This is a genomic window from Buttiauxella izardii (genome assembly GCF_003601925.1).
GTDB classification, from domain to species: Bacteria; Pseudomonadota; Gammaproteobacteria; order Enterobacterales; family Enterobacteriaceae; genus Buttiauxella; species Buttiauxella izardii.
Genome location: NZ_QZWH01000038.1, coordinates 1 through 15,597, shown reverse-complemented (window position 1 = coordinate 15,597; position 15,597 = coordinate 1). Strand labels below are relative to the sequence as shown.

Below are 15,597 nucleotides of genomic sequence, written 5' to 3'. Positions count from 1 at the left end.
TGGATCAGATTGGCTGCGTCATCAGACCGACGGATTTCACACCTGCACTATGCAGCATGTTCAGTGCTTTGATGATTTCCTCATAAGGAACATCTTTAGCACCACCGATCAAAAAGACCGTTTTTGGATTTGCCTGCAAACGACGCTGTGCTTCCGCAACAACCTGTTCCGACGGCAACTGATCCATACGATCTTTCTCTACCACCACGCTGTACTGCCCTACCCCGGACACTTCAATAATGACCGGCGGTTCATCGTTACTGCTCACCGTTTGCGAGTCTGTTGCATCCGGCAAATCTACCTCAACGCTCTGCGTAATGATGGGAGCTGTCGCCATGAAAATCAGCAACAACACCAACAGTACGTCCAACAGAGGAACGATGTTAATTTCGGACTTTAATTCCCGACGACCACGCCCACGTCCACGTCTGGCCATGCTAACCCCTTACTGCTTATCGCTGCTGGTAAAAGCCTGACGGTGCAGGATAGCCGTGAACTCTTCCATGAAGTTGTCGTAATTCAATTCCAGTTTGTTCACACGTTGATTCAGGCGGTTATACGCCATAACCGCAGGGATTGCAGCGAACAGGCCGATTGCGGTTGCAATCAGTGCTTCTGCGATACCTGGTGCGACCATCTGCAACGTCGCTTGTTTTACCGCACCGAGTGCGATAAAGGCGTGCATAATCCCCCAAACCGTACCAAACAGACCGATATACGGGCTGATGGAACCGACTGTTCCGAGGAAAGGAATATGTGTTTCCAGGGTTTCCAGCTCGCGACTCATAGAGATACGCATCGCACGAGTGGCCCCATCTACAACCGCTTCAGGTGCATGTGTATTCGCACGATGCAGTCGGGCAAACTCTTTAAAGCCTGAATAGAAAATTTGTTCAGAGCCAGCAAGATTGTCACGGCGGCCCTGGCTTTCCTGATAGAGACGGGACAATTCAATGCCCGACCAGAACTTATCTTCAAATGCTTCAGCTTCACGAGTGGCAGCATTGAGGATTCGCGTACGCTGAATAATGATTGCCCATGATGCAATGGAAAAACCAATCAAAATCAACATGATAAATTTGACCAGAAGGCTTGCCTTCAGGAACAAATCAAGGATATTCATGTCAGTCACTGCTTGAACTCCGCGACAATAGACTTGGGAAGCGCACGAGGCTTCATTGAGAGAAGATCAACGCAAACGATCAGGACCTCAGCTTCATTGAGGACCTTGCCATCGGCATTGACTATTCGCTGCGTAAACACCATAGAGGTGCCACGCATTGATGTAATTTCACTTTGGATTTCGAGTAAATCGTCGAGTCGGGCAGGCGCAAGATAATCTACTGTCATCCTACGTACGACGAACGCGATGCTCTCTGCCAACAAATCCTGCTGGTTAAAGTGGTGTTGACGCAGCATCTCTGTGCGTGCTCTTTCATAAAAAGCAACATAACTGGCGTGGTAAACCACACCACCGGCGTCGGTATCTTCATAGTAGACACGAACCGGCCATCGAAACAGCGTTGTACTCACTTTACATCCCGGTAATGCAATTAAACGTTGCTACTATACGCAAGAGGATGGGGGTTGGGAATGGGTTGCATTAAACGTAAGGTAAATAATTATGGGCTTGTTAAAGCCCATAAAATTTATGTAAAAGTCTTCGAGGTTAAAGAAGCATCAGAAGAAGAAAATAGCCAGTCCTGCCAGCAGGACTAATTGCGCAGGTAACGGGCTGAAAACGCCCTGCCACAGCACTTTACGAGGGCGAAAGCCCACGCCATGTATCACTCCGGTGCATACCGCCCACATCAGCAAGAAACCATGCCAGATTGCCAGCTCGCTAGTTTTCGCTGCGAAACGTGACGGGTCCCAAAACATACACCCGGCCAGGATGAGCGCCATGATCAAGGAAAGAGCCCTTAAAGGGCTCTTATCCATTACCGCATACAGCTTTGCGATAATTCCTTCCATTAATGTTCTTCTTTACCGGCTTTAGCAGCTTCTACGTGCTCAAGTGCCAGGGCGGTAATGATGCCGAAAGCACAGGCAAGAAGCGTCCCCAGAATCCATGCAAAGTACCACATAATCAGCTCCTTACTTAGTACAGAGAGTGGGTGTTGCTTTCGATATGTTCTTTGGTGATTCGACCGAACATTTTCCAATAACACCAGATGGTGTAGATAAGAACAATCGGCACAAATACCGCAGCAACAAAGGTCATCACGTTCAGCGTCAGCTGGCTGGATGTCGCATCCCACATGGTCAGGCTAGCGTTCAACATGGTGCTTGAAGGCATCACGAACGGGAACATTGCCACACCAGCAGTCAGAATCACACAAGCCAGAGTCAGTGAGGAGAACAGGAACGCCATCGCGCCCTTTTCCATACGCGACATCAACACAGTCAGCAACGGCAGCACCACACCCAATGCAGGGATGAGCCACAGAATCGGCATGTTGTTGAAGTTCACCATCCAGGCACCCGCCTGACGAGCGACTTCTTTAGTCAGCGGATTCGATGCAGCGTGGTGGTTCAGCTCTGAAGTCACAACGTAACCATCGATACCGTAAATCACCCAAACACCTGCCAGTGCGAAGCACACCATCATCACCAGCGCAGAGATTTGCGCAGCCGCTTTGGCACGCAGATGCAGTTCACCCACAGTACGCATTTGCAGATAAGTTGCACCCTGAGCAAGGATCATGGAAACGCTCACGATACCCGCCAGTAAACCAAACGGATTCAGCAACTGGAAGAAGTTACCGGTGTAGTACAGGCGCAGATACTCATCAACGTGGAACGGAACACCCTGCAACAGGTTGCCGAAAGCCACACCGATAACCAACGGTGGCACGAAGCTACCGATGAAAATGCCCCAGTCCCACATGTTGCGCCAGCGCATGTCTTCAATCTTCGAACGGTAGTCAAAACCTACCGGACGGAAGAACAATGAAGCCAGCACCAGAATCATCGCCACATAGAAGCCGGAGAACGCAGCGGCGTAAACCATCGGCCAGGCAGCGAACAACGCGCCACCAGCAGTGATGAGCCATACCTGGTTACCATCCCAGTGCGGGGCGATGGAGTTCACCATAATACGGCGTTCAACGTCAGTACGGCCAATGATGCGGGATAGCATACCTACGCCCATATCAAAGCCATCGGTGACTGCAAAACCAATCAGCAGAATGCCAACCAGCAGCCACCAGATAAAACGCAATACTTCATAATCGATCATTTGACGACTCCTGTCTTAGCGTGCCGGCTGAGAGGTCACATTGGACTGCTCAAAGTGATAGCGACCTGTTTTCAGACTGCTCGGCCCAAGGCGAGCAAATTTGAACATCAGGAACAGTTCCGCCACCATAAACAGCGTGTAAAGGCCGCAAATCAGTACCATGGAGAAGATCAGATCGCCAACGGTCAGCGAGGAGTTAGCCACCGCGGTTGGCAAGACCTCACCAACTGCCCATGGTTGACGACCGTATTCAGCAACAAACCAGCCAGATTCAATCGCAATCCACGGTAGCGGGATGCCATAGAGCGCCGCACGCAACAGCCATTTTTTCGAACCGATGGCATTACGCGTCACAGTCCAGAACGAAGCCGCAATGATAAACAGCATCAGGAAGCCACAACCGACCATAATACGGAATGCGAAGTACAGCGGAGCAACGCGTGGAATAGAGTCTTTGGTTGCTTTCTGAATTTGCTCTTCCGTCGCGTCAGCAACGTTCGGGGTATAGCGCTTGAGCAGCAAACCGTAACCCAGGTCTTTCTTGACGGACTCGAAGTTATCGCGAACCGCCTGGTCTTTAGAACCTGCGCGTAGCTGTTCCAGCAGGCTGTAAGCCTTCATCCCGTTACGAATACGTTCTTCGTGTTGCACCATCAGGTCTTTCAGACCGATAACTGGCGTATCTACCGAACGGGTAGCAATGATGCCCAGTGCATAAGGGATTTGAATCGCGAAGTGGTTTTCTTGCTTATCTTGATCCGGGATACCAAACAGCGTAAATGCCGCCGGTGCCGGTTGTGTTTCCCACTCGGCTTCAATGGCAGCCAGCTTGGTTTTCTGCACGTCACCCATTTCGTAACCGGACTCATCACCCAGCACGATAACAGACAAGATTGCCGCCATACCAAAGCTTGCCGCGATGGCAAAAGAACGCTTCGCAAATGCAACGTCACGGCCTTTGAGCAGGTAGTAAGAGCTCACACCAAGAATGAACATCGCACCACACACATAGCCAGAAGCCACGGTGTGAACGAATTTAACCTGCGCAACCGGGTTCAGAACCAGCTCGGAGAAGCTGACCATCTCCATACGCATGGTTTCGAAGTTGAAGTCGGAAGCAATCGGGTTCTGCATCCAGCCGTTCGCCACCAGAATCCACAATGCGGAAAGGTTGGAGCCCAGTGCCACCAGCCAGGTTACCGCCATGTGTTGGACTTTGCCGAGGCGATCCCAACCGAAGAAGAACAGACCCACGAATGTGGATTCAAGGAAGAATGCCATCAGGCCTTCGATGGCCAGAGGGGCACCGAAGATATCACCCACGTAATGTGAGTAATAAGACCAGTTTGTGCCGAACTGGAACTCCATGGTTAAACCGGTGGCCACGCCCAAAGCAAAGTTGATACCAAACAACTTGCCCCAGAACTTGGTCATATCTTTATAAATTTGCTTACCTGACAGAACGTATACCGTTTCCATGATGGCCAGCAAGAACGCCATACCGAGCGTTAGTGGCACAAAAAGAAAATGGTACATCGCGGTCAAGGCAAACTGTAAGCGCGACAGTTCGACAATATCAAACATCTTGACTCCTTGCTCTTCGCATGAAGACTCCGACCGTGGTTCACCCGATGGTTAACCACAACGCATGCCCTAATACAAAAACATTCGCTTCCAAACTTCATCTTCTCGTTATTTACATGTAACAAAGAAGGATGAAAGGTTACAAACACGTTAATAAAAACCCAAAAATAATCCGCAAATATATTACCCTGCAATTCCCTTACGATAAATAGGTAATTGCTAAGGCTTATTTACGTTTCTCGACAGTGATCAATTTATAGCGAAAATGTCGAATTACCGCCATCTTGATCTGCAACAATTTACCCGTTTTCGCACACTACTTGCTAGTTTTAGATATTGATCTAGCGCAATTTATTCTCTGTTTGTTAATTTAGTTTCTCACAACAACGAGAGGTGAATTTGTTGTTAATGATATGTTTTGCAAATGCCGCTTCCGTTAATACAAGAATGATATCTATAAACAAAAGTTATTTATTTGAGGCAAAGTCAGAAATTAACTCCTCATCCATTAATGTCGCATTGCGTTAATCACCTCGCGGTATTTTATGAGATTCATTTCTTTTTTTGCTCATCAGTAACATTTATTTTACTTTTAATGCCAAGCGAATTAACAAACCATTGCTTTTGATAAAGTTAGTTGTCGAACATGGTGGTCAGTAAAAACAGAAAGGCCACGTACAAACGTGGCCTTATGGAAAGGATTTAAGCAATAACGCTATCTTGAACGAACTATCGCCAGGCTGAAGGTTCGCGACTGGCAAGGCTTAACTTTGGCAAACTGCCCTGCCCTTTCTGATTGTTCCTGCAATGGTTTTTCATCCATCCCCGTTTCCTGCCAGCCCTCAACCGGCAACGCGCAAGCGACCATTCCTTCACTGATATGTTGCTCATCCGGGTTGAAGACGCGAACAATCAATTCATCGCGGTCTTCCGCCTTTTTAAGTGCACTGAGCATACATCCCACTGAAGGCATCGTAAGCAAGCTAAATGTGCCCGGCGTTTCGAAACCTGCGCGGTTGAGTTTCATCGCATCGAATGGAATTTTGTTGTAGCACTGGACGGGTGTCAGCCATGCGCGTGCGTGTTGAGCAATCCCCGCAGTAGTGGGCGAACCGCTAAACGCCATCAGGCTAAAACGACAACGCAACTTTCCACGCAACTGAGAATCCGGCGTAGGCAATTTGATACCAGATGGGCGCCCTGGGCGTAAAACCAACTCTTCTTTGCCTAGCACTCCCACAGAACGGAAAAGTGTCAGCGCAAACGTATCCTTTTTCTCACCGATGATTTCGAACTCGCGCAGCCCGTCGGTAAACAATGCCACACCATTTTTACCATCATGCAGCGCAGCATAATTCAGTAAATTCCACACCGGAATCGGCGCTTCTTTCCAGCCTTCTTGTTCCCAGTTTTCCATTGCTGAGTCATCGACCGAGCGTGTAATGGTGCCAAACTGGTTATCTGCCAGAACAGTTTTAGAGGCAAATGGCGTCGGGATCAAAACGCGCACCCGGTGATCTTCAGCCTGATTATCAAGATGCATTTCGATATCAATGCGACGGCTATTTTGCGCAAGCGTAACGCGGCATTCCACATCCAGATAACCACTTGCTTGCCGCACGGCACGCTGTTGCAGATTTTCAGGCAACTCCATGCGTAATTTCAGCGTTGCCGTGCTTTGCCAGGCTTCGTGTTTCACTTCACAAACGTGCGCGCTGGCGGTCGAGTAAATCAGCCATTCGGCTTTGGCAGGTGAATAGTCATATTCATCGCCATCATCCGAACCCTCTTCCAGTTGTAGAACCTGGTCGTAGGTCAGGCCGCTTTGCTTATCAGCGATATGCAGCGTGCCATTCTGGTTCAGCTCGATGCGGTAGAAATTGTTTTCCATTAAGGCTTCTGTGCTTTCCGCTGCGCTGCGCTGCACCCCTGGTTTTTTCCCTTCCACATACAGCGTGCAATAGCCCATCGCTGGCAGCACCTGGCTGAGCTGAATGTCGTATTCCATGAACGGATCGTAATTACCGTAATGCACAATTTGCCTGTCGACCAGGCCTGGGTCGATTTCACGCGCTTCACGAATGAAGTACTCCACCTCATTACCCTGTTCATCTTTCAGTGAAAACTGGCTGGCACGAATGCGAATCGTGGTGTTAATCACCTCTTCGCGCGGGTACGGCATCATATTGAAGAACGTGAGTTTGTCGGCGTCTGTCGCAGGCATATTGTCGACAATCTTGCGCATATAAAAACGAATCAGGTTTTCGGCCATGTCGTCTGCCAGCACAAATCGCGTCATGATTTCCTGGTGAACCTTATCGCTACAGCAGCAGCCGATGCTGTCGTGCGCATGGTTTTTCAGGATCTCTTTCCACATTTTTTCCAGCAAGCCGTGGTGATATTCAAAGCCTAGCGACCACGCGATAGAGGCCAGAGGCTCGAGAATATTGACGATTTTGTTCTCAATCTGCGCGTGGGCGATTTTGATATCCATACGCGTAGAACTAATAGTGCGGTGTACACGCATGTATTTGCCGTCGATAAACTCGCCTTTCAGCGTGGCAAGTTTCCCGCGCAAAGCTTCAATTTTCTCGAACACCTCTTCATAGCGACTCATCACAAACTCGCGCTGTGGGTAAATCTCACGCAATTTGTCCATCACCGCGAAGATATTCTGTTGCAGCGGCATTTGGTCATGCCCGTTTGGCAGTAGGATTTCCTGCGTTGCAGAGGCTTTTTCCAGCACCTCAAAATAGTTGTCGAGGCGTTTACGCAACCCGGCTTCATCTTCCGGTAAATATTTGCCAATGGCGTAACCCAGCGGCAGAACCTGGGCGACGACTTCGCTGCCATCGTTGCTTTGCCATAAGAATTCCGTTCTGTCGGTGCCGTGACGCTCCGAGCAGCCGCGCCAGAACATGGCACGCTTAATGCCAAAACCGTTAAAGATATGCGGCAACTGTGCCGACATGCCAAAAGAATCCGGCAGATAACCAATCTTCATCGGTTCGCCAAACGCCATACAATCGCGCATTCCATACATCAGGTTGCGCACAATAGACTCGCCCGAAACAATCGTGGTGTCCGTCTGCGTATACCACGGGCCGATAATCAACTTGCCCGCCTCGACCAGTGCTTTCACCCGCGGCTTATTTTCCGGCTTAATCGCAAAATAATCTTCCAGCACAGCCGTTTGCCCATCGAGCACGTAATACTTATATTCAGGGTCACACTCAAGGCGCTCCAGAATCTCTTCCATATTATTAATCAAAAGGATGCGTGATTCTTCGGTAGTAAAATACCATTCACGGTCCCAGTGCATATGGGGAGTGATATGAACACGAGATACAGCTTTCATTCTTGTTTGCCTTACTTCTGAGTGATTAAGATAAAACGCTTTCAGTGGAATATTTGCCCTGCTTAACCGCTTGCCTGCGCCACAAAATCAAGACCAATGTGGAAATGGCGGTGCCGACCAACGCTGCGCCAAACCAGACAGCCGCCGCAGCTATGCCCGAGTGGTCGCCCGGATGAAGCAAGAATAATGAGAAGATGCCCGCCCCCGGCGTCGATAAACCTATGTGCATCGCCCCCACCATCGCGCCAGTCACGACCGAACCCACCAGGAATGAGCCAATCACGCGGACAGGATCCTCAATCGCCATCGGGATCGCCCCTTCGGTGATCCCCGCAAGCCCGAGCAACCAGGTCGATTTACCGGTTTCAATCTCAAAATCTTTAAAGAGTTTTGGCGCAATTAATGTCGAAGCGGTGACCGTAAATGCCGACACCATTTTGACCGAGGCAAAAATGGCATACGGGCCGTACACACCGTTCGCCATCGCCCCGAGACAAAACGCGTAAGAGGCTTTATTCACCGGGCCGCCGAGGTCAAACGAACACATAAAACCGAGGATCGCGCCCAGCACGAGTGCGTTGCTGCCGGACAAACCATTAAGCCAGTGAGTTAACGAGGTGTTGATCCACGCGACGGGTTCGCCAATCACAAACAGCATCAGGCTACCCGCGACCAACGTGCCGATTACCGGGTAAAGATAAAATGTGAGGAAACCATTGAAGTTAGGGCTCAGGCGAATATGTTTCTTCACCCAGCGCATCAGATAACCCGCGATTAAACCGCCGACCACCCCGCCGAGAAAACCCGAGCCAATCATGTTTGCTGCAAGCCCTGCCGCAAAACCAGGGCCGAGCGCAGGTTTATCTGCCAGGGAATAGGCCGTGTATGCCGCCAACACTGGAACCATCAACGTGCCGAGCATGCCGCCGCCTAGCTTGCGATACATCCACAGCCAGGAATTTTCGAGGTCGAACAAATGCTGCAAACCAAAAATTTGCGCCAACAAAACGGCGACGGCCAAAACCGTACCGCCCGCCACAATCAGCGGAACGGCAAAGGAAATCCCGCTCAGTAATGCCTGCTTGAGTTCGGTTTTAAAACCTGGTGTCGATGGTGCCGCATCGTTTTGCTGCACGCGTTCTTCTGTCAGCGGCTTGAGTGCCAGAGCCTGCTGCAAAATACGCTCGGCATGTTTGATGGGTTCAGCCACCGGTGTGTTTATAGTCGGAATACCGTTGAACCGTTCCATTTCCTTTATTGCCACTTCAGCGGCGAACACGCAGGCATGTGCCTGATTTATTTGCCTGGCGGTTAAGCGCCCTTCGACCCCATTCGCCCCCTGCTTTTCGACATAAACATTAATACCGAGTTTGCGCCCGGCTTTTTCAAGATACTCAGCTGCCATATACGTATGTGCGATCCCGGCGGGGCAAGCCGTTACGCAGACAATAGTTGGGCGAGAGGCATCTTCCAGCACCGCCACACTTTGCGGCTCGCTGTTGAGAAGTGACATAAACTCATCAACCGTTTTTGCCTGCATCACTTTTTCGCGCACGTCGTCATCTACCAGCACGGTGGTGAGCGAGGTCAAAAGCTGCATATGCGTGGAACCGGCCTCTCCTTCGGGGATCGCCAGCAGGAAAATCATCTGCACGGCTTCCGGCCCGTCGACACCTTCCCACTCAATGGGCGTTTTAAGTGTTGCAGCGGCAAATGCCGCTTCTTTTACGGCATTTGTCTTGCCGTGCGGAACCGCCAGCCCTTCGCCCAATGCGGTAGGCCCTTGCGCCTCACGAGCGAAAACCTCTGCCAGAAACTGTTCCAGATTGTGTAACTTGCCTGCCGCATCCAGTTGTTGCGCCATCGTGCGTATTGCGTCATCACGACTGGCAAACGTGGTTTGCAGTGTGATCAAATCAGAGTGAGTTAACGCCGTCAGGTTCATCATTCCCTCTTTATGAATCGATTCCAGTTGGCGGCATTTTACACAGCAAAACAATACCTTTATGTGATCAATTTCACCATGCCGAATATTTGTATTGAATTTGTATTAATACTTATCAATTAACAGCAATGGAGAATGACGCTATTATTCGCCATGATTTCAATGTTCTCAGAGGGCTGCGTGGTGGGTAAAAAACCGATGTACCGTCAGATTGCTGATGCTATTCGCCAGCAGGTTGAAAGTGGCGAGCTGAAACCCGGTGATGCGCTGCCGACGGAATCAGCGTTGCAGGCACAGTTTGCGGTGAGCCGTGTCACCGTTCGTCAGGCGCTCAAGCAACTCACCGAGCAGCAAATCATTGAAAGCATTCAAGGCAGCGGTTCATACGTCAAAGAAGAAAGGGTTAATTACGATATTTATCAACTGACCAGTTTCTATGAAAAACTGGCCGACAGAAACGTCGAAACCCACAGCGAAGTGCACGTTTTTGAAGTCACCAAAGCCGATGAGTTTTTGGCGGCTCGTCTGCAACTCACCACAGATGACAAAGTCTGGCATGTGAAGCGCGTGCGTTTTATCAAACAAAAACCCGTCACACTGGAAGAAACCTGGATGCCTCTCGCACTCTTCCCGGATCTGACCTGGGAAGTGATGGAAAACTCAAAATATCACTTCATCGAAAACGTGAAGAAAATGGTCATCGACCGCAGCGAGCAAGAGATTATTCCAGTGATGCCGTCAGAAGAAGTAGTTAAAGCCCTTGGAATCGACGCCAGCAAACCGATTCTGGAAAAGGTTTCGTGTGGTTATTTAAAGGATGGCCGCGTTTTTGAGTTCAGCCGAAATGTGTTCAAAAGTGACGATTACAAATTTACGTTGGTGGCACGGCGTAAACACTAACTTTGTCCGCGACACTTGCATTCATCAATGCACCATTAAAACTCTCTTTTAAATGGTGCTATTCATTAATCCAACCTGTTTTCATATTCGCTTTGTCCGTTTCCCTAATTCTTTTTATGTGATGTTAATCACAGTCACTCCTGCGTTCCCAACTTATCTTCCACCTCCAGTATCACACTGATTTTATTATATTTACCTGCGTTATGATTGTGCTCCTGCCATACACTCAGGTCAATGTATCCACGGACAGGAAAGGGACTCATATTATGGCCGCTGACGGCACCCGCTTTACCTTTACCGCTGGTCGTACCCCGGAAAATACTTTTGCCGTGGTGGGCTTTACCCTCAAACAGTCCCTTTCTTCTCTGTTCTGTCTGGATATCACCGTCGCCTGCAACGACCCGGCCATCGGCTTTAAACAGGTGCTTGATGAAATGGCCACCCTCACCATCCATGAGGGAGAGGTTGTCAGACGCCGGGTACGCGGTATCGTGACCTTCTGCGAGCAGGGCGACACCGGTAAACACCAGACCCTGTACACCATGACGGTGCATCCCGAATTCTGGCGCAGTTCACAACGCCAGAACTGCCGCAGCTTTCAGAATTACGACATCGCGTACATTTTTGCAAAGCTGCTCAAAGAGATGGATATCCGTACTCACGACACCCTGTTCCGCCGCCCGCATCCTGAGCGTGAATTCTGTGTGCAGTTTATAGAAACGGACTATGAATTTATCTCCCGTCTCGCCGCCGAAGAGGGGATTTACTTTTTTGAAGAGGAATACCTTAAGGAAAATGCCCAGAAACTGACGTTTGCCGATGACAGCTCTGTCCTGCGCAGCCTGGGTTCACTGCCCTATAATCCGAACGCTGCTTCAGAATCCTCCACCTACTGCATCAACACCTTCCGCCGCAGTGCGCAAATCCGCCCGGCGCAGGTCACTACTCAGGATTACACCTTCACCGCCCCAGGCTGGCCCGCGCAGTATAATGAGTACGGCAGGAAACTGGCGTATCAGCGCCCGGAGTATGAAATCTTCGACTATCCGGGGCGTTTCAAGGACGAACAGCACGGTGCCGATTTTGCGAAATATCAGGTGGAAGGCTGGCGTAACAACGTCGACTTTGCCAGCGGCACCAGTAACTCTCCGCAGCTCCAGCCCGGACGCCGCTTCGCACTGACCGACCATCCGCGTGAAGACCTCAACGACGTGTGGCAGGTGGTGTCGTGTGTGCTGACCGGCAGCCAGCCGCAGGCGTTAATCGGCAGTTCCGGACAGGGCACCACTCTGAACTGCGAATTCCACGTTATTCCTGCCATTCAGACCTGGCGACCGCAGCCATTACCCAAACCGCTGATAGACGGCCCGCAAATCGCCATCGTCACTGGCCCTGCCGGAGAAGAAATCTACTGCGACGAGCACGGGCGCGTGACGGTGAAATTCGCCTGGGACCGCTATAACAAAGCCAACGAAGAAAGCTCCTGCTGGGTACGTGTGTCGCAGGCGTGGGCAGGCACAGGTTTCGGCAATATCGCCATTCCCCGCGTCGGCCAGGAAGTGATTGTCGATTTCCTTAATGGCGACCCCGACCAGCCGATTATCACCGGGCGCACCTACCACGCCGCCAATCGTTCACCAGGCGACCTGCCGGGCACCAAAACGCAGATGGCGATACGCTCGCAGACCTACAAAGGTGCCGGGTATAACGAACTAATGTTTGAGGACCAGACCGGCCAGGAACTGCTTTCGATGCATGCCCAGAAGGACATGAAAACGGTGGTGCTGAATAACCGCATGACGGATGTGACAGCTAACCACAGCGAAAACGTGGGCGGCAACCAGGCTGTCACCATCGCCAGGAACCAGGTGCAGAGCATTGGTGCCAACCAGATGGAAACCATCACCGCCAACCAGGTCCTGACCGTCGGCCAGAATCAATCGGAAACCATCGGGACCGCAAAAAAAGAAACGGTCGGGTTACTGAGTGCGTTAACCGTCGGGCTGGCATATCAAGTCAGCGTCGGTGGAGTGATGAACACCTCGGTGGCTCTGTCCCAGTCCTCAGAAGTGGGAATTCTTAAGTCCCTGATGATCGGGCAGAAATACAGCGTCAGCGTCGGTAAGGAAATGGCCGTCACTGTGGGCGAGCGTAAAACAGAAAGTGTGGGGAAGGTGTCACAACACTCCGCAGGTGACCACCTGGAGCTGAGTTGCGGAAAGGCTAAAATTGTCCTGACCAAAGACGGCAAAATATTTCTGTCAGGGATGGAATTACATATCCAGGCCGTAACGGCGGTAAACAGCGATGCACTGCTGATAAATCTTAACTGCGGAACGACCACACCTCCGCCATCTGCCCCACAGGGTAACAATGGCGGTAACAGCGGTACGAATGACAACCCATTGATAAACTATTAATTAAAAGGACTTAACCATGCCAGGAATGCCTGCTGCGCGTCAGGGTGACGCAACCTTAATCGGCGGCCCGATTGTTCAGGGCTCCCTCGGGGTGATGATTGGTGCCCCCACCGGCGTGGCCTGCTCAGTCTGCCCCGGTGGTGTGGCGGTGGGCAATCCGGTCAACCCGGTGCTCGGCGCAAAAGTGCTGCCCGGTGAAACCGATATCGCCCTGCCTGCACATTTACCCTTTGTCCTCACCCGCAGCTACAGCAGTTACCGCACTGACACGCCTGCGCTCGTGGGCACCTTCGGCCCCGGCTGGCAGTCGGCGATGGATATTCGTCTGCAGATTCGTTCTTCTGAGCTCATTCTTAACGATAACGGCGGACGCAGTATTCATTTTGATGTTCTGGCCCCCGGTGCTATCGCGTACAGTCAGTCCGAAAAACTCTGGCTGGCCCGCGGCGGTGTGGATAAGCAGCCTGATAATCACCGTCTGAGCCGCCTGTGGCAGGCGCTGCCCTCGGAGGTTCGGTTAAGTCCGCATACCTACTTTGTCGCAAACGACGCCACCGGGCCGTGGTGGATTCTGGAGGCGTTTCAGTTACCGGTTTCACCGGACGACGTGCTGCCACGCCCGTTGCCGCCGTTCCGCGTGCTTTCCGGTCTGGTGGACCGCTTTGGTAATCAGTTGCGCTATCACCGTGATGCTGACGGGGAATTTGCCGGGCAGGTGACTGCGGTGACTGACAGCAGCGGGCGCCGCTTTCGGCTCGAGCTTGTCACGCTCCCCGCCGGCATTCGTCTTGCCGCCGTCTGGCTGGTGCGCGATGTGGCGTTTCCCGATTTGCCGTCACTCCCGCTCGCCCGTTATGACTACAGCCCGCGCTGTGAGCTGGCGGCGGTGTATGACCGGGCAGGTGTGAAAACGCGTCACTTCGAATGGCACCCGCAACATGCAGGCCTGATGGTCGCCCACCAGTACACCGGGCGGCCCGCCACCCGCTATGCGTATGACGACAGCCTGCGGGTCATTTCCCAGAGCAACACCGGCGGGCTGAGCTATCAGTTTGTTTACACCGACCAGAAAACAGTGGTCACTGACAGCCTTGAGCGGACAACCGTTTACCATTTTGCCGGTGAACGCGGCCTGAAGCGGGTCGTCAGACTGGAGCAGCCCGACGGCAGTGACATCCACAGTGAGTTTGACGGCAGCGGGCGGCTGGTCAGCCAGACCGATGCCGCCGGGCGCAAAACCGAATTCCAGCTCGATGTGGTGAGCGGCAACCTGCTGGCCCTCTGGCACCCGGACGGCAGCGTCAGCCGTTATGATTACAACGCCCGCAACCAGCTCACCAGCGCCACCGCACCGGATGGCAGTCGTACCGGCAGGGAATATGACGAATACGGGCGGCTGACCGCGCAAACCGATGCGCTGCGCCACACCCGCCGTTACCACTACGCGGACGAAAACAGCGCTCAGCCGTCGGAAACCGAAGACGAAGCCGGGGGCCGTCAGACGCTGGAATGGAATGAACACGGGCTGCTGGCGTCCTACACCGACTGTTCAGGCTACAAAACGCAGTATCGCTATAACCGCGACGGCCAGCCGCTCGAGGTCACCCATGAAGAAGGCCTGTCCGTTCAGTATGAGTACGATGCACGCGGACGCCTGACGTCCAGCGAAGACAACACCGGTGGCCGCACCTCCCGTCAGTACAACGAGGCCGGTGACCTGCTCACCACCACGCATCCCGACGGGAGCACCACCACGCAGCGTTACGATGCGCGTGGCAACCCGTTGTCGCAGACATCCGGCGGGCTCATCCGTCAGGCTGAATTTGATACGGCAGGTCGCATCACCGGGCTGATTAACGAAAACGTCGCCCGCACGCAGTTCAGCTATGACGTGATGGACAGACTGACAGCTGAAACCGGTTTTGACGGCCGTGAACACCGTTATCAGTACAGTAAGGCGGGCGAACTCACCCACAGCGAGGACGCCGGTCTTGTCACCCGCTGGCATTACGATGAGAACGGCAAATTAATCCGCCGCGAACGCCCGCCGCTGCCCGACGGCACCCCGGATGAAATGCTGTTCGACCACGACGAAGCCGGACGGCTGAGCGAAATCGCCCACCGCAGTGAAAACCATCTGGTCTGTGTG

At 52.1% G+C, this 15,597-nt stretch carries 12 protein-coding genes; 3 read left to right on the top strand and 9 right to left on the bottom strand.

Going from position 1 to position 15,597, the window contains the following annotated elements:
* Nucleotides 1–4: 4 nt before the first annotated feature.
* The 9 genes from tolR to mngA all read right to left on the bottom strand — a co-directional run bounded on the left by tolR (nt 5) and on the right by mngA (nt 10,128).
* On the bottom strand, nt 5–436 hold the full coding sequence (tolR, locus tag D6029_RS16010) for a colicin uptake protein TolR (RefSeq protein WP_064559844.1): 432 nt from the start codon (nt 434–436) through the stop codon (nt 5–7).
* Nucleotides 437–445: 9 nt separating this feature from the next.
* A complete protein-coding gene (gene tolQ, locus D6029_RS16005; RefSeq protein ID WP_120065687.1) occupies nt 446–1,132 on the bottom strand; it encodes a Tol-Pal system protein TolQ in 687 nt (228 codons plus the stop codon).
* A complete protein-coding gene (gene ybgC / locus D6029_RS16000) occupies nt 1,129–1,533 on the bottom strand; it encodes a tol-pal system-associated acyl-CoA thioesterase (protein ID WP_120065685.1) in 405 nt (134 codons plus the stop codon). The genes tolQ and ybgC overlap by 4 nt, the downstream gene beginning before the upstream one ends.
* 147 nt (nt 1,534–1,680) lie before the next feature.
* Nucleotides 1,681–1,974 (bottom strand): cyd operon protein YbgE, encoded by a 294-nt coding sequence (gene ybgE / locus D6029_RS15995; protein ID WP_120065683.1) that lies wholly within the window; start codon nt 1,972–1,974, stop codon nt 1,681–1,683.
* Complete coding sequence (gene cydX, locus D6029_RS15990; protein ID WP_064544874.1) at nt 1,974–2,087, bottom strand: cytochrome bd-I oxidase subunit CydX; 114 nt, start codon at nt 2,085–2,087, stop codon at nt 1,974–1,976. Before cydX ends, ybgE begins: the two co-directional genes overlap by 1 nt.
* A gap of 14 nt (nt 2,088–2,101) precedes the next feature.
* Nucleotides 2,102–3,241 carry a cytochrome d ubiquinol oxidase subunit II gene (gene cydB, locus D6029_RS15985; RefSeq protein WP_120065681.1) on the bottom strand — a complete coding sequence of 380 codons (1,140 nt, stop codon included), beginning with the start codon at nt 3,239–3,241 and terminating at the stop codon, nt 2,102–2,104.
* 15 nt (nt 3,242–3,256) lie between these two features.
* Complete coding sequence (gene cydA / locus D6029_RS15980; protein WP_120065679.1) at nt 3,257–4,825, bottom strand: cytochrome ubiquinol oxidase subunit I; 1,569 nt, start codon at nt 4,823–4,825, stop codon at nt 3,257–3,259.
* A gap of 715 nt (nt 4,826–5,540) precedes the next feature.
* A complete protein-coding gene (gene mngB, locus D6029_RS15975; RefSeq protein ID WP_120065677.1) occupies nt 5,541–8,183 on the bottom strand; it encodes a mannosylglycerate hydrolase in 2,643 nt (880 codons plus the stop codon).
* A 25-nt stretch (nt 8,184–8,208) separates the two neighbouring features.
* Nucleotides 8,209–10,128 (bottom strand): PTS 2-O-a-mannosyl-D-glycerate transporter subunit IIABC, encoded by a 1,920-nt coding sequence (mngA, locus tag D6029_RS15970; RefSeq protein ID WP_120065791.1) that lies wholly within the window; start codon nt 10,126–10,128, stop codon nt 8,209–8,211.
* Between the two features lie 183 nt (nt 10,129–10,311).
* Between mngA and D6029_RS15965 the strand changes: the two genes are divergently transcribed.
* The 3 genes from D6029_RS15965 to D6029_RS15955 all read left to right on the top strand — a co-directional run.
* Nucleotides 10,312–11,028: a GntR family transcriptional regulator gene (locus D6029_RS15965; RefSeq protein WP_167456020.1), complete on the top strand. Its 717-nt coding sequence runs from the start codon at nt 10,312–10,314 to the stop codon at nt 11,026–11,028.
* Nucleotides 11,029–11,294: 266 nt separating this feature from the next.
* Nucleotides 11,295–13,448: a type VI secretion system Vgr family protein gene (locus tag D6029_RS15960; protein ID WP_120065675.1), complete on the top strand. Its 2,154-nt coding sequence runs from the start codon at nt 11,295–11,297 to the stop codon at nt 13,446–13,448.
* Between the two features lie 16 nt (nt 13,449–13,464).
* Nucleotides 13,465–15,597, top strand: a 2,133-nt coding sequence (locus D6029_RS15955) for a DUF6531 domain-containing protein (RefSeq protein ID WP_335671915.1), incomplete at its 3' end; no start/stop codon positions are given.